Here is a 21,218-nt window from a genome sequence, read left to right on the forward strand (position 1 = left end):
GTAATAAACCTGCCCAAAATCTCTTCTTCTTATATATATGTAGTATATTCTTAGTGAGCACCTTCGGATTCTAAAACGTCAACGTTAATTCCCTGTCTAAATAAAGATTTTTTAGCCAGATATGCAAATAAAGTGATATATATAAAGCACAGCACAGGAATCATGTATGAACTGTGAATGCCGATAATATCAGAAAGTTTACCCTGAAGTGGTGGGATAATACCTCCGCCCAGGATCATCATAACCAGGAATGCGGAACCTTGTGCAGTATATTTTCCTAGTCCGGTGATTGCCAATGTGAAGATGGAAGGCCACATAATACTGCAGGCAAGACCTCCGGAAAGGAATGCATAGATCGCAACGTTTCCTGTAGTCAGTAATCCTGTAATCATTGCTGCTGTTCCGAATAATCCGAAAATGATCAGGGTTACAGCCGGCTTGTTTTTACTGATCAGGAATAATATGACCTGAATAGCCACGCATACTGCATAGAGGTACAGGTGAGACATATCCTTCTGGGCAATCGTATTGATCCCGATAATCACAGAAAAAGCGATGAAGGGAACAATGATAGTAGCGATGGTCTGCTGTTGCTTGTTCAGGTTGAACACAGCAATAGCTCCGGTCCATCTTCCGATCATTAAACTTCCCCAATACATGGAAATATAGGGAGCCAGATCAGAAGACTGATGTCCACCGAACTCCGGCATGCTCAAAAGCTCTCCAAGGTTACTTCCTATGGCAACTTCTACTCCCACATAGGCAAGAATAGCGATCATACCCAGTACAAGCTGTGGATATTTCATGGCACCCCAGCCTTCAGCGTTTTTCTTTGCACTGGAATTTGCGAATATCAAACAGATAATCACAGCAAGTAATGCACCGCCCAGATAAACCATTCTCTGTTTCTCCAAAGGATGCTTTACCGTTTCCAGCTTTGCTTTTGTTTCAGTGATTTGTGTTTGGTATGCAGTGATTGTTGCGGCATTTGTTTCCTTTTCTGCAGCTTTTTCCAGCATTGTTATTTCATTGCCCAATGTCTCAATGGTCTTTGCCTCTTCAGAATTGTAGCTGTTGAATACAGGGATAAAGAAAAGAATAACAAGTATTGTCATTACAATTAATGTTTTTCTTGCTTTCCCTGCCTTTTCCATAGGCTCGGTAGAAATACCGTCAGGAAGCTTTTTTGAAAAATAAAAGATTCCTGCTGCAATTAAAAAAAGTGCACCTACTGCTGTGTAAAGTAAAATCACCTTATCAAGGGCCAGATGTTTGATCTGATCATCATCTACGGTAGCAGTGGTCCCGAAAAGGGCCAGTCCTACAATAATCGGTCCGATCGATGTTCCGAAAGAGTTGATTCCTCCGGCAAGATTCTGTCTGCTCGCTCCGGTTTTAGGGTCTCCAAGAAGAACGGCAAAAGGATTCGCGGCGGTCTGCTGGATAGAGAATCCCAATGCTACCACAAAAAGCCCGATAAGCATTCCGTAATATACATTGCTCTTAACGGCGAGAATCATGATCGCTGCTCCAATGGCAGAGAGTAAAAGCCCGTAGACAATACTCTTTTTATACCCCCATTTGCCGATAATGTCAATTCCTTTTATGGTACTGAATATAAAGAGAAGCAATGCTCCCAGGAAATAAGCAGTATAAAAAGCAAAATCTATTAACTGGGACTGAAACTGGTCAAGAGAAAAATAGTTTTTACAGAAAGGGATGAAAATACTATTGCCGGCAGCAATAAATCCCCAGAAAAAAAATACAAGTACAAGTGTGTACAGCGCCGGGTAATTAGTCGGCTGATTGGTTTTTGACATATTTTATTGAAAATTTCGCAAACAAATATAATTAATTCTTTTAAATAGAATGCTCTGTGAGTGTTTTTTTAATAACCTGGTAAGCCTCTTCTTTAAGGTCTTTCGGTGAGTCGGCAGGTTCTATAATTCCATTGAAATAAACCTTTACCCTCCCGGGATACCCTTTACTGTTTTCAAAAGGAAACATTTCCTTGAGTCCGATAAAAGTATAAACAGCGATAGGAGAGTGGTGCTTGGAAGATAATATAAAAGCTCCGTCTTTAAAATCATCCAGAATAACAGACGTATCATCAGGTACTCCGCCTTCCGGGAAAATAGCAATACTGTTACCTTCTTCCATCTTCTCGGCACATCTTCGGTACACATCGGCACGGCTTCTTGCGCTGGTTCTGTCTACCATTACACATATTCTTTTATAGATCGTCCCGAAAATAGGGATCTTTACAAGCTCTTTTTTTCCTACAAAACAGATCGGATGGTGAGGAAACAGAATACAGGTAAGCATAATATCCATAATGGAAGTGTGATTCGAAATGAAAACGTATTGCTTATCCCTTTCTTTTTTTTGTTCGGAGAGGTTAATGAGATCATACCTGAATCCCATTCCGTAAAACATTCCGTAGCACCAGATACGGACAAGCTTATAAGCGTATCGATAATGTTTTTTATTAAAAGATAGAATATAAACAGGGATCCCGATCGTAACCGTCAAAACAAATGCTAACAATAGCAGCCAGAATCTCCAGAGATAATTTAAAATTTTTGTCACAGCTTAACCGTTAAAAATTACTTTCTTTTTTACCGAATAGTTCAGAATGGAAACCAGTAATATTGCCGCAATTTTACTGATCATTTCCGGACTCAAGGTATAAAAAAATAAATTGATATTATCTTTAAATATAAAACTGTAGAATACTTGGAAGAAACCTAAGCTGAGTAAAGTGGAACAGAAAGAGACGACCATGAAATAAGCGAACTCTCTTTTTTTTGAATGTTTTCCCCTTTCAAAAACAAACCAGATGCTCAGAAAATAATTGGTGATAATCCCGCAGCTGGTAGAAAAAATATTACTTAATGGGTAGTGCACACCATAAAAGTTGGTTTCTCTTCCAAAAAATTGGGGCAGGTAGGTGCTGAACATCTTAAAGCTGCCGATTTCTACAATGGCGCTCAGTCCTCCTGCGATGATGAAGAACAAAACCTGTTTCTGGCGTATGAGTATTTCTTTCATTCAATTAATATAAAAACCTGAAAATATATCACATATTGTATTGATGATTAGAAACTTTTATTTCGAAAAAGAAACTAATCCATTGTTTTTTGGCTATTAATAATGGTTTTAAATCATTAATAATGGCTGAACTTTACAATATGAATATGCAAATTTATAACTATATGTTAAACACTGAAAAAAGTTGTTAAAATATTTTTTTAAATAAAAATTATTTCTAAATTTAATATTCAGAATGATGTAATAAAGACCTGATAATAAATTCATTTTCAACTCCTTGTGTTGATGGTTTTTTCTATCTTGTAATGCGTGTTTAAGAGCATATACTCCACATTTTATGACCTAACCGATAATAATATTTGTATGAAATCTCAAAACAAATACAGAAAATTCCAGCTTCAGCAGAAAAATATTGAAGCTCTTGAAAAAGAAAATTCCCGCTTCAAAAGAGTGTACTCGGAGTATGAAAATATGTCCAATGAACTTTGGAATCTTGAAAACTCAAGCGGTGAACCCGTTCCCGATGATTTTATCAATGCAATGGTATTACAGGCTTCCTATCTGGAAGATGAAATTGAAGATTGGCTTCTGCAGTTCAACGAAAAAAAAACGAATATAAAGCATTAATGATTTTAGACAGCTTCCAGGTTGTTTTTCAATGCTAATTGAAGATAAATTCATAATTTAGCACCCTTAAATTAAAATCTAAAATATGGTTGCTATTGTAGATAGTGGTTCTACTAAATCGGATTGGGTGATACTTGATGACTTCAAGAAAGTTTTTCTGAAAACAGAAACCATCGGTTTCAATCCGAATTTTATCAACAGAGAGCTTATTGCTCCGGAGATACAGAAAAATAGCAATCTGATATCGGTAAAGAACTCAATTACCAAGGTCTTTTTCTATGGCTCAGGTTGCGGAGTAAAGAAAAACTGCGAAACCATAGAAGAAGAACTGAAAAAAGTATTTGGGAAAGCTGAGATTATCGTAAAAGAAGATCTGATGGCTGCCGCGTATGCTGCATACAGCGGAAAACCTGCAATCGTGTGCATTCTGGGCACAGGTTCAAACTCGTGTTTTTTTGATGGCAAGCAACTGAAAATAGAACTGCCTTCACTTGGTTTCCTGATCGGTGATGAGGGAAGTGGCAGTGCTATCGGAAAACAGCTGGTACGAAGATATTTCATGAAAAAGCTGCCTTCAGATCTTCACAAAGAATTTGAAGCAGACTATCAGCTTACCATAGAAGATGCATTGAAAAATATGTACCATACTCCAAGACCAAATGCTTATTTGGCCAATTTTACCAAATTTGTGATCGAAAGAAAGGATCACCCTTATTTCAGAGATATGGTTTTTGAAGAAATGAAAAGCTTCTTTGAATACCAGGTTCTCCCTTATCATGAAGCGAAAGATGCTGAGATTAATTTTATCGGCTCTATCGCTTATTATTATGAAAATATATTACGTTCTGTAGCAGCAGAATTTCATTTAAATGTGGGACATGTAGTTCAGAAACCAATTGAAAGTTTAGTAGATTACCACATTAAATATATCCTTTAACAAAAAACGAAATTTTATGTCAAGTAACAACAATCGCGACGAAAAGAACTTTAGCCAGGCCGCGTTAGATTATCATAAAGCAGAACCCAAAGGAAAAATTGAAGTAATCCCTTCAAAGCCGCACTCTTCCCAGAGAGATCTGTCGCTGGCCTATTCCCCTGGAGTAGCCGTTCCTTGTATGGAAATTCATGATAAGCCTGAAACGGTTTACGATTATACAGGAAAAGGAAACCTGGTAGCGGTAATTTCTAACGGTACTGCCGTACTTGGACTGGGAGATATCGGGGCGGAAGCTTCAAAACCGGTAATGGAAGGAAAAGGGCTTCTATTCAAGATCTTTGCCGATATCAATGTTTTTGATATTGAGATCGACGAAAAAGACCCGGATAAATTTATTGAAATCGTAAAAGGTATTGCTCCTACTTTCGGAGGAATCAACCTTGAAGACATCAAAGCTCCTGAAGCATTTTATATTGAACAGAGACTGAAAGAGGAATTGAATATTCCTTTGATGCATGACGACCAGCATGGAACAGCCATCATTTCTGCGGCAGCATTGATCAATTCATTACAGATCGCCAATAAGAATATTGACGAAGTGAAAATGGTAGTGAACGGAGCAGGGGCGGCAGCAATTGCATGTACCAAGCTTTATATCTCCTTAGGACTGAAGAAAGAAAATGTCCTGATGTGTGACAGCAAGGGAGTTATCAACCATAAAAGAGAAAACCTTACTCCGGAAAAACTGGATTTCATTGCCCAGACAGATATCGAAACATTAGAGGATGCCGTGAAAGGATCTGACGTTTTTGTTGGATTGTCTAAAGGAAACGTAATGACTCCGGAAATGTTGCTGAGTATGAATGACAATCCTATTGTATTTGCTTTGGCTAACCCTGATCCGGAAATTGCCTATGATCTGGCGCTTGAAACCCGTAAAGACGTGATCATGGCGACAGGAAGAAGTGATTATCCTAACCAGGTAAACAACGTATTAGGATTCCCTTATATCTTCCGTGGCGCATTGGATGTACAGGCTACAGGAATCAATGAAGAAATGAAGCTTGCTGCGGTGCACGCTATTGCTGATTTGGCAAAAGAACCGGTGCCGGAAGCGGTAATCTTAGCATACAACGTTCAGAACTTACAGTTCGGAAGAGAATATTTCATTCCGAAACCTTTCGACAACAGGCTGATCACAAAAGTATCAAGTGCTGTAGCAAAAGCAGCTATGGAAAGTGGTGTTGCCAGAAAAAACATTAATGACTTTGAAGAGTATGAGCACCAGCTTTTAGACAGAATGGGCAGAGACGAGAGGTTGGTAAGAATGATGCAGAGCCGTGCGAAATCCAATCCGAAAAGAATTACCCTTGGAAATGCTGAAGAATACAATGTATTGAAAGCTGCTCAGATCCTTTATGAAGAGGGAATTGCTTATCCGAGCCTGTTGGGAGACAAAAAATACATCAAGGCGCAAATGGAACGTTACGGAATCACTCTGGATGTTCCTATTATTGATCCAAGCGATGACGATCAGAAAGAAAACAGGAAAAAATACAGAGAAACCCTTTGGAAGCTTCGCCAGAGAAAAGGAATGAATGAGTACAAAGCGAAGAGATATGTTCGTCAGAGAGACTATTTCGGACCTTTAATGCTTAAGCATGGAGATACGGACGGGCTTATCGTAGGATTCTCTAAAAACTATACTTCAGTATTACGCCCCGTTTTAGAAGTTATAGAAAAAGATAAAGGAGTAGATAAGGTAGCGGCTATGATGATGATCCTGTCTGAAAAGAAACCTATTTTCTTTGCAGATACTTCCATCAATCAGAACCCTACTGCAGAAGATCTTGTAAATATTGCTAAGATGGCAGAATTTACAGTGAAGTCATTTGCGATTGAGCCGAGAATTGCAATGCTTGGATTTGAAAACTTTGCTGCGATCTCTGAAACTTCCAAGAAAGTAGCTAAAGCCGTGAACATCCTTCATGAGAAATACCCTAAAATGGTTGTAGACGGTGAAATTCAGCCGGATTTCGCAATGAATGCAGATCACCTGAGCGATTATCCTTTCTCAAAATTAGGAACAACGCCAGCCAATACATTCATCTTCCCGAACCTGGAAAGTGCAAACCTTTCTTACAAAATTCTGAGAGGGATGAAGGTGGCGCAGGTCATCGGGCCGATCCTTATGGGACTGAAACAGCCGGTACACGTACTTCAGATGCGTTCAAGCGTAGACGAGATCGTAAACCTTGCTACCATTGCAGTACTTGACGCTCAGAGAAGAGAGAAAAAATAGATCAGCAGGATGAAAAATATATAACCGATTATCAATTTTATTTTTAGATTTTTATTGATTTAAAAATGATGCATTAATCCGTTTTGATATACTAAAAGACTCCCAAATATGGAGTCTTTTGTTTTTATGTTAATTCCTTATATTCTTATTTAAAATTTAAGTTAAAAATCATTCGCACTTGAAATGAAAATATTAATTAGTTTAAATTGCTATATTTGGGAGTTTTAAAAATTAATAATGATATTTTCTTTACAAGGCACTGTTCAAGAACTTACGCCTACCTACGCTGTTATCAATGTACAAGGAGTTGGTTACTACGTGGGAATCAGTTTGATGACCTCACAGACGCTGGTTTTGAATCAGCAGACCTTTTTATTTATTCAGCAGATCATCCGTGAAGATGCCCATCTTCTCTTTGGTTTTAACACACGTTCAGAAAAAGAAATGTTCAACCTGTTAATAAGCGTTAACGGGGTAGGGGCTGTTTCTGCGCTTATTCTGCTGTCTACATTGAGTCTTGACGAGATCGCATCTGCAATACTTTCCGGTAACAGCGCGTTGATTCAAAAAGCAAAAGGAATAGGTGCCAAAACAGCCGAAAGAATTATTGTTGACCTTAAAGATAAAGTACAGAAATTCAGCGATCCCGCTGCGAATATTTCTGTATTGGCGGATAATAAAATCAAGGAAGAATCGTTATCTGCATTAGAAGTTTTAGGGATTCCTAAACGTACCAGCGAGAAGATTGCCGATAAAATAATAAAACAAAATCCAAGCATCTCGGTAGAAGAATTGGTTAAACAAATTTTAAAAAACATTTAACATTTGGTGGCGAATAATAAGCATCTTAATATATTTTTGTTCCTGTCGTTCTTGTGTATGTCTGTCAGTGCCTTTGCACAGCAGGCGGGAAATGACACATTGATCATAAGAAAAGAATATGAAGTGGCCGACCCTACGAGGTATGAAGCCTATTACGATATAAAGACCGGGATGTACTACGTATACCCCAAAATCGGAAATACCATCACCGGTCCTCCTACCGCAATGTCTCCGGAAGAGTATAAAGAATATATGCTCGCTACCCAGACCAAAGCGTACTATAAGGAGAAATCTGATAAATACAACCTTCTTTTCAGAAAAGACAGATCAGATGCAAGGAAGAAAGGGCTGATCCCTTCTCTGATGATCAATAATAAGCTGTTCGAAACCATTTTCGGAGGCAATAAGATTGAAATTATTCCTTCAGGATATGCTTCCCTCGATTTTGCAGGACTTTACCAGAAAATAGATAATCCAATGATCCTGCCGCAAAACAGGACCAGTTTTACCTTTGATATCGATCAGAGGATTCAGCTTGGGCTATTAGGAAAAGTAGGGGAAAACCTGCAGTTAAAAGCGAATTATGATACCCAAAGTGGTTTTGCCTTTGAAAACAGGATGAACCTTGTCTGGCAGGCAAAAGGAAGCTGGAAAGACCTTCAGAGCAAAGGTCTTGGAAATGTAGATAAACCGAACGAAGGAGGCGAAGATAAAATTATAAAAAGAGTTGAATTCGGTAACGTAAATATGCCCCTTTCAACAAGTTTGATCCGGGGTTCACAATCGTTATTTGGAGTTAAAACAGAATTCCAGTTGGGAAAAACCTTTGGTACCGTTGTCCTTTCCCAGCAACAGGGAGAGGCCCGAAACATTGTAGTGCAGGGAGGTGGTGTGATGAACAACTTTAAGGTCAATGCCATTGACTATGAAGATAATCAGCACTACTTTTTAGGGCATTACTTCCTGAATAAATATGATAACGCCTTGCTGAATTACCCGCAGATCAATTCCACGATCAATATTACCAGGTTGGAAGTATGGGTACTGGATCAGGGGAACAGTAATCTGGCTTATCAGAAAAGTATTATCGGGATCAGGGACCTGGGAGAAGGTGCAGGCGGAGCTATTTTACCGGATAACTCACTGAATAATTTATATGACGAAATATCATCGGTAGCAGGAAACAGGGAGCCCGGTAAAAATTATGGTACAATTTTCCAGGGGCAGACCTTTCCGGGAACTGCAACTCCATATAGCAACGGGGAAGAATTTATTTTTAATACCAAAGCCAGAAAGCTGAATGCTAACGAATTTACATTCCAGCCACAGTTAGGATATATTTCATTAAATCAAAAACTTAATGATAACCAGCTCCTTGCAGTTTCCTATTCTTATACAGTAAACGGGAGCAACAAGGTATACAAAGTAGGGGAATTCTCTGAAGAAAGCCCTGTATTGATCACTAAGGTACTGAGAGTAAATAATAATGTAAATACATCATCTCCTATGTGGGACCTGATGATGAAAAATATCTATTCTATAGATGCCGGACAGGTGTCGCAGGATGGCTTTATTCTGAATGTATATTACAGGGATCAAAAAACAGGAGGTAAAGTAAATTATCTTCCGGATACACCAGTAAAAGATCAGAATTTGCTAAAATTGTTCAACTGGGACCGTCTCAATATGAACGGAGATATCCAGAATAACAAAGATGGCAGTAAAGGGGATGGTATTTTTGACTTTGTCAATGGGATTACGATCAGGCCGGAAAACGGTAGAGTAATTTTTACCAAAGTACAGCCTTTTGGTGATTATATGCAAAGTGTATTGGGAACCAATGATCCTAAATATGTTCTTCATGATATTTATGATAAACAAAAACTAACACAGGCTCAATCATCTATACCACAATGGTACACCATAGAAGGTCGTTACAAAGGGGTCCAGGGGCAAGGGATTTCTTTAGGAGCAGTAAATGTTCCACAAGGATCAGTGAAAGTATCTGCAAATGGTGTACAGCTTACCGAAGGAGTAGACTATACGGTCGACTATATGCTTGGAACGGTGACCATCATCAACGAAAATGTAAAACAGTCCGGACAGGCTATCAATATTTCATTAGAAAATCAATTGACATTTAATACCCAAAGAAAAAGGTTCTTGGGATTAAATTTGGAAAGAAGGTTTAATGAAAACTTTACCTTAGGAGCAACGGTAGTCAATTATTCAGAGTCTCCGCTGACACAGAAGGTAAACTTCGGACAGGAAGCAGTGAATAATACTATGGCCGGGATCAACATGATGTATAATAATCAGGCTCCTTTCCTGACAAGACTTACGAATAAACTTCCGATGGTAAAAACGGAGGCGCCATCCAACGTAAACTTTAAGATGGAAGCGGCATACCTGTTACCGGGATTAAATAAAGGAACAAATGACCAGTCTTATATAGACGATTTCGAGCAGACGACGTCTAAAATATCTTTAAAAGAGCCGGCAGCATGGAGTTTGGCTTCAAAGCCTGAGAAGAATAAGCTTCCACCTTTTAACGCTGTCCCTGAAAATGATGCTATCACAAGCGGATATGGAAGAGGATTGCTGTCATGGTATAATATTGACTCAAGATTCTGGGGAATAGCAGGAAGAGCACCTGAGGGAATTACTCCTCAGTCAGTTTCTAATCATGCATCGAGAAGAGTACATTCTTCAGAAATTTATAATAACAGGGATTTAGTAGCAGGAGAGCAGCCCTTTATGAATACTTTTGATATCTCTTATTATCCTCAGGAAAGAGGACCATATAACGTAAACACTGCAACAGAACAGGCACAGAGCAGATGGGCGGGGATCATGAGACCGATCAGTGTTCCGAACTTTGTAACGTCAAATATCGAATATTTAGAGTTTTGGCTGATGGACCCTTATGCAGATGGTAAAACACTCGGAAATGACCCCAAACTATTACTGCATTTAGGAAACGTTTCCGAAGATATCCTTAAAGATGGAAAAATGCAATATGAAAACGGTCTTCCAACTCCGGGATCTCCATCAGCTACTACCACTTCAAACTGGGGGGTACAGCCAAAGCAGCCTCCTATTCTGTACGCGTTCTCTACTGAAGGAGAAGACCGAAAGAGACAGGATGTAGGATATGACGGTTTGAGCTCTGATCAGGAATCTATGAGATTCGGGAATACATTTGTAAACCCGGTGACCAATATTTCAGACCCGGCAGTGGATGATTTTGTATTCTATCTTTCTGATAAATTTACAGGCAGCCAGGCAGCATCTCTTGTTGAACGTTATAAATATTTCAGAAACCCGGAGGGCAACTCAGAAGCGAATTCACTGAATGTTGCTTCACAAACCCCAGATGCAGAAGATATCAACAAAGATTATAACCTGGATCAGGTAGAAAGTTACAACCAGTATGTTATCAAACTTGATCAGTCTAGTTTATCATTAGGAGCAGATAATAATATTGTTGATGTAAAAACTGTAAAAGCGAATTTCCAGAACGGACAATCGACAGATGTGAAATGGTATCTGTTTAGAATTCCTGTTGCTAAATTTGATAAAAGTGAGGGAACAGCTGAAGAGTCGGTATTGAATAATGTAAGGTTTGCAAGATTAATGCTGACAGGATTTGATCAGACCTCTACTTTAAGATTTGCAACGATGGATCTTGTAAGATCAGACTGGAGAAAATATCCTAATAAAATTGCAAGTGCCACTGTTGGAGCTGAAGATGAGGGAGTAGGTGTGGTTACGGATAATGAATTTGAAGTAGGAAGTGTAAACATTGAAGAAAATGCCTTAAACAAACCTCCATATGTATTGCCTCCGGGGATCGACAGACAGGTGTTAAGCGGAAATGCAGGGGCACAAAGACAGAATGAAGCTTCCCTTTACATGAAAGTAAACAATCTTAAAGGAGAAGCCAGAGGGGTATTTAAAAATACTACATTGGATATGAGAAGATACAAGAAGTTGAAGCTTTTTGTTCATGTCCATAATCCTGATGATAGAGAGCAGCCTGTTATAGGCCTTGTAGACCCTAAAACAAAATTCTTTATTCGTTTTGGAAATGATGCTACCGATAACTATTACGAATATGAAGCTTCTATGAAGATCACATCTGTTGCGGCAACAACTCCTATGGAGATTTGGCCAATGGAAAATGAGGTGAATTTTGATGTTCAAAACTTTGTAGATGCGAAGATAAGAAGAGATAAATCTGGAGTTAAGATTACAGACAGAATATTAGACTCAGGATTTAATGAGGAAAATAAGAGGATTTATATTAAAGGGCGGCCAAGTTTAGGAAATATTTCGACCATTATGATTGGGGTAAGAAATGAAGAAAGAGGAGGAAGTGGAATAGACAGGGTTTTTTGGATCAATGAGATCCGTCTTTCTGAAATTGAAAATGACGGAGGATATGCAGGAAACGCAAGCTTAAATTTCAATTTGGGAGATTTGGCAACCGTTAATGCCAACGCGGCTTATACATCAGTTGGTTTCGGAAATATAGATTCGAAACCGGCAGAAAGAAATCAGTCTACTCAGTCTGCATTCAGTATCAATACCGCAATCAACGTAGATAAATTCCTTCCTGAAAAAACGGGAGTGAAGATTCCTCTGAACTATTCTTACTCACAGACGATTGAAGATCCAAAATATAATCCTCTGGATACCGATGTGGAATTCAGCAAAGCGCCAAATAAAGAGCAGCTGAAAAAAGTGGCAAGAACTTATACCCAGCAGAGAAGTATCGGTGTGGTGAATATGCATAAAGAAAGAGTAAACCCTAATAAAAAGCCTAAATTCTATGATATTGAAAATGTTTCGGTAACTGCCGTTTATAACGATGATTATTTCAGAGATATCTATACTAAAAGAAACTACAGACAATATCTGAGAGGGTATATTGATTACAACTATACTTTCAAGCCTTGGGTACTGAAGCCTTTCAATAAAATGATCAGCGATACGGCAAAATCTACGAAATATCTGAGATGGGTGAAAGAATTCAACTTAAACCCTATTCCTACAAGATTGTCTTTCAGAACTGAAATCGACAGGAATTACAATGAGCTTGAATTCAGAAATGTGGAGGCTATTCTAAATGGAAACGTAGGAGGAGGAGACTTTGATGCCATCAAAAACAGAAACTTCTATTTTGGCTGGCAGTATGGATTAGGATTCAATTTCACAAAATCATTAAAACTGGAGATCAATTCAGCAACCAGGACGCTTAATGATAATCTGGATGCCAACCTAATGGATAATAAGTCGATCTTCGGAAACGTATTCAGATCAGGAAGGCCGGTATTGTATAATCACAGAGCACAGCTGAATTATAGACTTCCATTCCAGTATCTTCCTTATATGGACTTCATTGATGCTGAGGTTGGTTATGGATTTACCTACAACTGGAATGCGAGATCAACTTCAATGCTTGGTTTTGTAGATCCGGATACAGACCGACAGGTGAGTTTAGGATCTATAGGCCAAAATACCAATGTGATCCAGGTTACGGCATCGGCAGACCTTCCTAAATTCTTCGGACAGTTTAAATACTTTAAAAATATAAATGCTAAGCTTCAGAAGCGTAAGCAGGAAATGGACTCTCTGAACAATGTTTATACAAAGCAGTGGGAAAAGAACAGGTATGCTTATAAGAAATACAAATTCAAAAACAAGCTTTCTATTCCTCAGAGTCTGGCATTCTTCCTGACATCCTTCAAACAGCTGAACGTTAGTTATAATGAGAATAATGGTACGGTGCTTCCTGGATTAATTTCTGCACCGAACTGGTATGGTTATGGGCAGACATTGGGTGGTCCTACAATGGGGTTCCTGTTAGGATCACAGGCCGATATCAGAAGAACAGTGATGGAAAACGGCTGGGTAAGTGATTCCGAATATATGACGGATCCCTATATCAGGATGTCTACTAAAGAATTGAGGGCAGACCTGCAGATGATGCCTATGAATGATTTCAGGATTGATCTGAATGTATTGCATACTTATAACAGTAACTTCTCACATACCGGGTTCAATTATACCAATAACGGAGTTCCGGATACAGACTATACATTTGCCAATGATATGGTAACATATTCCAATTCTGCAATGCTGCTGAGTACATCATTTAAAGATGGTCAGGCAATTTACCAGGCGATCAGAGAAAATGCGAGAGCGCTTTCACAACAACTTGGCGGGCCGGATGCCGTATTGGATAACAACGGATTTGCCCAACATTACAGCATTGGAAATGCTTATGTATTGATCCCTGCATTCAGAGCAGCTATGGAAGGGAAGTCTGTAACTCCAATGGGTAATCCTAAAAAATCAGGATTCCCATTACCAAACTGGAGAATTACTTACTCAGGACTTAAAAATATTCCAATAGTCAGTGGTCAGTTTACGAAGTTCGATATATTACATAGCTATACGGCTACATATACTGCAACAGGAATTCAAAGCAATATAGATTATCATGGTAATGCAGGAGGATATTATCAGACAGTGGATGATGCAGGAAATATTTTCAAAAATGCCGGAGATAAAATTAACCCTTACACCTTTGCTCAGGTAGGATATGTAGAATCTTTCTCACCGCTTTTCGGGGTAGATGTTACCATGAGAAATAATATGCAGTTCGGGTTGCAGTACAACAAGACCAGAATGATGGTACTGGGATTGGTCAACCAGACGCTGACAGAAGATGCCAATACAGAATATGTAGTGAGACTTGGGTATATTGTCCGGAACTTCAGACTGGGAACTGCTAATGTAGGAGGAAGAGGAACCAGAGGAAAAGGAAGTGATCTTAACATCAGGGGAGATATCTCATTAAGGGACAGCAGAACTTCCATTATGAACATCCTGTTGAATGACTCCCAGGTAACGGGGGGACAGAGGCTTATGAACATCAAGCTTTCTGCAGACTATAATGTTTCCGAGAATCTGAACCTTAGAGTATTCTACGAGCAGATGACCTCCAAATATAAGATATCAACAGCATTCCCGCTGTCAACGATCAGAGCAGGTATTTCTGCAACATTTACGTTCGGAGATTCCGGCGGTGGATTCTAGAAAATAAGATGAATTTATTTATAGTAAAGCCTCTTTCTGAAAAGGAAGAGGCTTTAATTTTTATTAATAATCAGCAGTTTGTAGAATTAAGTGTTATTTTTGTACCTGTTAAATCAATAAACTAATAACGATGAATAAAATTATTCTATCCCTTTTCACGCTAGCGTCAGGGATTTTTATGGCGCAAAATCTTACCCCAACAGTTTCTATTTCAGCTGCAGGATCAGCAGATAATTTTAAAGGAGGATATACCTTCGCTTATGCAGCATCTGGAACACCATGGAATGGTCCTCTCTTAAGTTTCGGAGGATTTAGTAATAATTATGATGCACAATTAAACGCAGATTATGGCCCCAACGGAGGAGAGCATATATCTTTTAGAACAAGAAATGGCGATGCAAGTGTTTGGAACCCTTGGAATGAATTAGCGACCAGAGGTACAAATAATTTTACGGGCAAACAATCCATTATGGGAAACCTTGGTATTGGTACTGGTGCGCCTTCTGAAATGCTTACCGTATCTGGTGGTCATGTTGGTTCTATGATTCTATTGAATTCGTCTGGTGATGGAGGAAGCAGTCCTGCCAATTTAACACTTTGGGCTTCAGAACCGCAGGAAACATATACAGGGGTAGGAATTGGTAATAATGTAAAAAACTATAATAATGTTAATAACCAAGTTTTTCCTCGTATAAATGCCAGTACCGGAGGTTCTTATATGAGGTTGCTGGATAATCAGATCCATTTCAATCTAATTTCTAATACAGGGGATAATAAGCAAATAGCTACTTTGGCTAGAGACAGATTTGACGTAAATGGCCATTTAACTTCTCAGGTAAGCTCAAATGAGGGAGGTGCTATTATTCTGGAAAATCCTACAAAAACGGCTTCGGATATGGCTAGAAAATGGGTGCTTTATAATATGACCGGAAATTATGGAAATTCTTTACAATTCTGGAATTATTCCGATGGAGGAGCATATGGGGCAAAGCTTGTTATTTCTGATGCAGGAAATATGGCACTACAAGGAAAATTTGAAGCAAAGGAAATCAAAGTAACCTTGACACCTACAGCCGACTTTGTATTTGATGAAAATTATGACCTGCCAAAGTTAGAAGCCGTCGAAAAACATATCAAGGAGAAGAAACATCTTCCTGAAATAGCTTCTGCAAAAGAGATGGAAAAAGAAGGTGTGAACGTAGGGGAGTTTCAGATTAAACTATTGCAAAAAATAGAAGAGCTAACTCTATATACTATAGAACAGAACAAACAGCTCAAGAAACTTCAGGAGAATAATGATAAGCTGATGAAAGAAGTCTTTGAATTAAAATCTAACAAAAACTGATTTCACAATGAGAAAATTAAAATATACTTTATTTATATTCTTGCTCTTGATTAGTTTTTTCAAAAGCCAGGTAGGAGATAACGGATACCCTTTTTTATATCAAAAATTATCTTCTGAACGCCGTATTACAGCTAGAGAAGAATATAAAGACTATTTGGGTAACACTATTCCTTTGTCGCAATTAAAACAGAATATTAAAACTTTTGAAACAGATGGATTGAATAATCAGCAAATAATAGACGAAGTTGCTGGTTTAGAAGATGAAGTCTACATAAATCAAAATATTTACGGTAAAGCTGTTTATAGAGAAATTAATATTGCAGATGAGAGCAATAGAATTGAGTACGATGGAAGATATTATTACTTATATAAGGTTAAGTCTTCAGATGCCAAAGCACTGCAAATCTATTTCAAGAAATATCTTTTACCGAAAGATAGCAAGCTTTTCTTGTATGCAGAAAATGGGTTTATCTTAGGGGAGTTTAATGACAAAAATAATCCGGGTGCTCAAAGTAAAGGACTGGAATTTGGAACACAGCCAATACCTGGAAATACATTTTATATTGAACTTTCTTATCCTATAGATAGTAACGATAAACCCTTATTAATTACCGAGAAAATTATTCATTCTTTTAATGACTTTTATGGGGGAGCCTATGGTACAGCAGGTAATTGTCATAAGAATATAGCATGTGTATTTGCAGTTGATAATAAATCAAGAAATATAAAATCTGTTGGTTTAATGCTATATCCGATATATCAGTGGGGAACCAATACGCATACTTATTCAGCAAGCTGTTCAGGAAACCTGATGAATAATACTGCTCAGAATGGAGAACCTTATTTTTTGACGGCTGCACATTGTATAGGATATGAAGCGGCAAATAATAATATAAATTGGAGTACAGAACTCATCACTTTATTTAACTATGAAGCATTAAACTGTACAAGTAATGGCTCAGATGCGCCGGCTGCATTATCCAATAATTCAGTTTTTGGCAGTACCCTCTTGACGCAAAGTCCTTTCACTTCTTTAGATTATGCCTTAATAAAATTGAATACAACAGCAAGTGCATTGTCTCAATATAAAGTTTGCTATGCAGGCTGGGATAATAATCCTAACGCATATTCGGTAAATCCTACTAATGCATATTCAGTGCACCATCCCAAAGGTGATGTGAAAAAAATATCTATGGTTCAGGAATTATATCCGGTGATGAGTAACCAGCCTATAATACAATCTGGGTTATTTGGCTATTATGGTGTTCCGTGGCCAATAAATTCATTAGGAACATTCATACAAAACTCCTGGAGAAATGGTATTGTGGAGAAGGGATCTTCTGGATCTCCATTATTTAACAGTTCCGATAGATTAATAGGATCTTTATCAACAGGTCCTGATCCCAATCACTTTAATTGTAATAATACGGATATTTATAATAATAAATGGTTTACCTATTACTCAAGATTTTCGAATAACTATTATACAATGTCTCCGTGGCTAAATCCAAGTGGAACAAATGTACAATCAATAGGACCATATTGCCCCACCGGTTATAATATTCAGGTTGGTGCTCCAATTACCGGCAATCCTCCGGGTGGAGGTAATCCCCAGCCTACAATTTGGGAAGAAGAACCTATTGATATAAACGGAGAAAGAGTTCATCCTGCCAATACATGGGGCAAAAAAATCTATTTAAAAGAATTTGGTGGATCGGGTAATTATCCACAAGAGATAGATGTGAACTTCAATTATTATAAATCAGTCATGTCGGCAAACCAAAATACATTTGCCATGAGTGAAAACATCTATGATATATACTCTATTAATATCAATAATTATTTATCTAATTTGCAACTTTGGGGAATATATAAAATCATTGATTGTAATAAAATTAAATATATAAAACCTGCAAAAATAACGATAAAAAATCCTGGAACGATTGGTGAGATCCACGACTGTTTAATAGATGTTGTAGGGGTTACCAATGATAGAGTCCATATTCTTATTGAAGTATGGAGGCGGAATGCAGCATTTACTTTATATAAAACGTATGAAATTCAATCCTATAAAATCATAAATAATGAGCTGGTGTTTGAAAGTTATAAAACACTTTTTTATGAACAGCAAAATCTTCATATTGGAAAATATTATGATTTTGATAATGGACATTTAATGTTATCTGTAAGTCACAATTCAAATTCGGTTAATAAAATATATTCATGTTTTTACAATGAACAGAATGCTGGCTGGTCAATGGATGCCAACCCAATATCAAACGGATTCTCTGGTGTATTTACAAAAATTGTAGGGGATAAAGTTTTTATACGACCGTCAGGACAAAATAAGCTTGATATTTATAACCTTGCTTCAAATTCACCTGCTTATAGTTTGAAGGCATCATTGTCAAATCAATTTTTATCTGCTCCTGGAACAAATGGTTTATATGATCCTTTATTTGTATTTAAAAAATCGGATGATATATATAATGTTGTCTATAAAAATAATACTGGTATCGGATTTTTTGAACTTATGGAGGTAAACTTATCTAATAATTCTGCAAGTTCTTCTCATAGTACGATGCCTGCCGACTTTAGATATGTGTATGGTTCAGGGTCTAATTTTATTATGAAAAATAATGAGATTATTAAGTTAACTAATGTAGGCTGGACATCTGCCGCGACTAGTGAATATGGAAATCACTTCTATTCAAGTTTTAAAAAAGACGGTAATGGAAATTGGATAAAGGATAAAGTGTTTCCACTTAAATGGAAAGGTGTTGTAGGATTTGACAGTCGTTATATAATCAGCTCTGATGATTACTATGGAAGTAATTTAAAACGTAGGATGTTTAGTATAAGAGAAGTAGATTATATAGCTCATCCATATATAACTTATGATGATCAGACATTTTATACTGCAGCTTATCACCGTCCAAAAAAACTGGATAATTATTATTTCAGCAATGGTGTTGTGATCAATGGAAGAGAAGAATTTAAAAATTTAGCAGGTACGAGCTTAAACAAATTCTTATATAGATCTCCTAATCTTGGGTATGATTTCAATGCCACAACATATGATACTAAAACGGTAATTTTGGATAATAAAACACAGCAGTTGACAGGATATAAAAGTGTAGCTATATACGGGAAATATTCCGTTATTATGAAACCTGGATTTAGTATTTCTGCTACAAGTGGAGTAGAATTCCAGGCAAAAGCACAAGCTCCTTTGCCTGCAGATATTCCCGCATGTTCTCTTACTTTTGATGATATGCTTAATCCCAAATTAACGGAAACACCTAATGAAACACTATATCTTAAACAAATGGGTGGGAAGTTAGGAAATGAACCATATTACGGAGAAATTGTGCTTAATGATAATGTCTCAAAGCAGGAGCTTGTTATCGATAGGAGTATTAAGTTATATCCAAATCCTACCAAAGACATACTGAATATTGACTTTAACGGAAAAAATTTCAAAACATTGGAAGTTTATTCATTAGATGGCAAAAAGATCATGACAAAAGATCTATCATCCATGAATGCTGTTCAGGTTAACTTATCTCAGTATCCTGCCGGAATTTATATAGTAACCCTCATCGATTCATCCGGAAAGAACTATCCAAATAAGATTATTAAAAAATAATTATTTGATCCAAATCGCTGCTTTTGCAGCGATTTTTTATTTTCATTCGAAATTTCCTCAAGTTGCTTATTTATGCTTTGAACCTTTTAGAATTTTGAATACATTTGTAGAAAATAAAAATTTAAAAATGAACACACCATCAGAATTAAAGTACACGAAAGATCACGAATGGATCAAGATTGAAGGTAATGTGGCTACAATCGGTATTACAGACTTTGCTCAGGGAGAACTTGGAGACATCGTATATGTAGATGTAGATACTGTAGATGATGACCTTAATGGAGGAGACGTTTTCGGAAGTGTAGAGGCGGTAAAAACTGTTTCGGATCTATTCTTACCTATTTCAGGAAAGGTTATTGAATTTAATTCAGAATTAGAAGACCAGCCGGAACTGTTGAATACAGACCCTTATGGAAACGGATGGATCATTAAATTGGAAGTTGCTGATGGAGCAGATCAGTCTGAATTGCTTTCTGCGGAAGATTACCAGGCTATCATTGGATAAGATTTCAAAAATATTTAGTAAGATATTGCCCATTTATTGGGCATTTCTTACTTATATGCTTCTCAAACCGGGAGTAGAGAATCTTGAATATGATTTCATGATCGATATCAGCGGTATAGACAAAGTTGCACATGTATGTATATTTGCTGCATTAAGTTTCTCCTTCATCGCTGCATTCCCTAAAATAAAATTCTCATATTTTTTTCAGATCATCCTTATCTATGCCTTTCTTACAGAAATCCTGCAGGAAGAAATGGGATTGGGCAGATCCATGGAAACCCTGGATGTCGTTGCTGATATTATCGGATGTCTTATCGGTTACTATACCTATAAGATATTGATCAAACGTTTTTTCTGATTCAGAAGAATAGAACTTACCTGTCATTCCGGACATGGTCAGGTGAAGCGTGAAATTCTATTCTTAATCATATGTATTTTTACTTTTTTTCACAAAGTTTTTTTCTTTGGAGCTATTTCCCTTTATTCCCTCATCCTGCTCACTCCAAAGCTCTTCAATGCTGAAGTCCTTCGGGATTCCGGGTCTTGTTGCGGGTTCACCGTTACTATGGGGGCTATGGATGTGGTAATAATTGAGATATTCTGAATACTTGAATTCCACATACCCCATCGAATTACCAAAACCCGCTCACTATGATGATCTGTGTCAATCTGTGCCATCTGTGGTTGAATATAAACATACCTGAATCCATATAACCGATGAGGTTCTGTTTATAATGTAGTATATATATTATATAAAGAAAAACTGCTTAAGCTCCTAACTATAGTAAGATAAAACGTCCTATAAAGCATTTAAATACACCGTTTGGTTATTGTGGATAACTATCAATAAATTTATAATCTCCTGTATACTAA

General features: G+C 37.4%; 13 protein-coding genes. 9 read left to right on the top strand and 4 right to left on the bottom strand.

From position 1 onward, the window contains the following. Positions 1–50: 50 nt before the first annotated feature. The 3 genes from AC4IF5_RS14870 to AC4IF5_RS14880 are packed head-to-tail and all read right to left on the bottom strand — an operon-like array spanning position 51 to position 3,051. Complete coding sequence (locus tag AC4IF5_RS14870) at positions 51–1,820, bottom strand: MFS transporter (RefSeq protein WP_490735811.1); 1,770 nt, start codon at positions 1,818–1,820, stop codon at positions 51–53. A gap of 40 nt (positions 1,821–1,860) precedes the next feature. Then, on the bottom strand, positions 1,861–2,589 hold the full coding sequence (locus tag AC4IF5_RS14875; RefSeq protein ID WP_490735813.1) for a lysophospholipid acyltransferase family protein: 729 nt from the start codon (positions 2,587–2,589) through the stop codon (positions 1,861–1,863). 3 nt (positions 2,590–2,592) lie between these two features. Beyond that, the gene (locus tag AC4IF5_RS14880; RefSeq protein ID WP_490735815.1) at positions 2,593–3,051 is read right to left on the bottom strand and encodes a GtrA family protein; all 459 of its coding nucleotides are present in this window, start codon (positions 3,049–3,051) and stop codon (positions 2,593–2,595) included. 363 nt (positions 3,052–3,414) lie between these two features. On the opposite strand from AC4IF5_RS14880, the gene AC4IF5_RS14885 reads away from it, so the two are divergent. The 9 genes from AC4IF5_RS14885 to AC4IF5_RS14925 all read left to right on the top strand — a co-directional run bounded on the left by AC4IF5_RS14885 (position 3,415) and on the right by AC4IF5_RS14925 (position 20,703). Beyond that, positions 3,415–3,678 (top strand): hypothetical protein, encoded by a 264-nt coding sequence (locus tag AC4IF5_RS14885; RefSeq protein WP_490735817.1) that lies wholly within the window; start codon positions 3,415–3,417, stop codon positions 3,676–3,678. An 85-nt stretch (positions 3,679–3,763) separates the two neighbouring features. Further along, entirely contained in the window at positions 3,764–4,615 is an 852-nt protein-coding gene (locus AC4IF5_RS14890; RefSeq protein ID WP_490735819.1) for an ATPase, read from the top strand. Between the two features lie 16 nt (positions 4,616–4,631). Continuing rightward, the gene (locus AC4IF5_RS14895) at positions 4,632–6,917 is read left to right on the top strand and encodes an NADP-dependent malic enzyme (RefSeq protein WP_490735821.1); all 2,286 of its coding nucleotides are present in this window, start codon (positions 4,632–4,634) and stop codon (positions 6,915–6,917) included. 237 nt (positions 6,918–7,154) lie between these two features. After that, complete coding sequence (gene ruvA / locus AC4IF5_RS14900) at positions 7,155–7,739, top strand: Holliday junction branch migration protein RuvA (protein ID WP_490735823.1); 585 nt, start codon at positions 7,155–7,157, stop codon at positions 7,737–7,739. A gap of 57 nt (positions 7,740–7,796) precedes the next feature. Beyond that, complete coding sequence (gene sov / locus AC4IF5_RS14905; RefSeq protein ID WP_490735835.1) at positions 7,797–14,846, top strand: T9SS outer membrane translocon Sov/SprA; 7,050 nt, start codon at positions 7,797–7,799, stop codon at positions 14,844–14,846. A 130-nt stretch (positions 14,847–14,976) separates the two neighbouring features. After that, positions 14,977–16,191 (top strand): hypothetical protein, encoded by a 1,215-nt coding sequence (locus AC4IF5_RS14910; RefSeq protein WP_490735825.1) that lies wholly within the window; start codon positions 14,977–14,979, stop codon positions 16,189–16,191. A 7-nt stretch (positions 16,192–16,198) separates the two neighbouring features. After that, positions 16,199–19,840: a T9SS type A sorting domain-containing protein gene (locus AC4IF5_RS14915; protein ID WP_490735827.1), complete on the top strand. Its 3,642-nt coding sequence runs from the start codon at positions 16,199–16,201 to the stop codon at positions 19,838–19,840. 127 nt (positions 19,841–19,967) lie between these two features. Beyond that, the gene (gene gcvH, locus AC4IF5_RS14920) at positions 19,968–20,345 is read left to right on the top strand and encodes a glycine cleavage system protein GcvH (RefSeq protein WP_123275395.1); all 378 of its coding nucleotides are present in this window, start codon (positions 19,968–19,970) and stop codon (positions 20,343–20,345) included. Between the two features lie 25 nt (positions 20,346–20,370). After that, the gene (locus AC4IF5_RS14925; RefSeq protein WP_490735829.1) at positions 20,371–20,703 is read left to right on the top strand and encodes a VanZ family protein; all 333 of its coding nucleotides are present in this window, start codon (positions 20,371–20,373) and stop codon (positions 20,701–20,703) included. A gap of 63 nt (positions 20,704–20,766) precedes the next feature. Here AC4IF5_RS14925 and AC4IF5_RS14930 read toward each other — a convergent pair whose 3' ends face one another. Next, a complete protein-coding gene (locus tag AC4IF5_RS14930) occupies positions 20,767–20,964 on the bottom strand; it encodes a hypothetical protein (RefSeq protein WP_490735831.1) in 198 nt (65 codons plus the stop codon). Between the last annotated feature and the right edge of the window lie 254 nt (positions 20,965–21,218).

Source organism: Chryseobacterium sp. UF-290 (assembly GCF_058245615.1).

What these genes read in the sequence shown, in the direction of transcription:
- AC4IF5_RS14870 (WP_490735811.1), bottom strand. Translation starts at nt 1,820, where the DNA reads ATGTCAAAAACCAATCAGCCGACTAATTACCCGGCGCTGTACACACTT.
- AC4IF5_RS14880 (WP_490735815.1), bottom strand. Translation starts at nt 3,051, where the DNA reads ATGAAAGAAATACTCATACGCCAGAAACAGGTTTTGTTCTTCATCATC.
- AC4IF5_RS14885 (WP_490735817.1), top strand. Translation starts at nt 3,415, where the DNA reads ATGAAATCTCAAAACAAATACAGAAAATTCCAGCTTCAGCAGAAAAAT.
- AC4IF5_RS14890 (WP_490735819.1), top strand. Translation starts at nt 3,764, where the DNA reads ATGGTTGCTATTGTAGATAGTGGTTCTACTAAATCGGATTGGGTGATA.
- AC4IF5_RS14895 (WP_490735821.1), top strand. Translation starts at nt 4,632, where the DNA reads ATGTCAAGTAACAACAATCGCGACGAAAAGAACTTTAGCCAGGCCGCG.
- ruvA (WP_490735823.1), top strand. Translation starts at nt 7,155, where the DNA reads ATGATATTTTCTTTACAAGGCACTGTTCAAGAACTTACGCCTACCTAC.
- sov (WP_490735835.1), top strand. Translation starts at nt 7,797, where the DNA reads ATGTCTGTCAGTGCCTTTGCACAGCAGGCGGGAAATGACACATTGATC.
- AC4IF5_RS14910 (WP_490735825.1), top strand. Translation starts at nt 14,977, where the DNA reads ATGAATAAAATTATTCTATCCCTTTTCACGCTAGCGTCAGGGATTTTT.
- AC4IF5_RS14915 (WP_490735827.1), top strand. Translation starts at nt 16,199, where the DNA reads ATGAGAAAATTAAAATATACTTTATTTATATTCTTGCTCTTGATTAGT.
- gcvH (WP_123275395.1), top strand. Translation starts at nt 19,968, where the DNA reads ATGAACACACCATCAGAATTAAAGTACACGAAAGATCACGAATGGATC.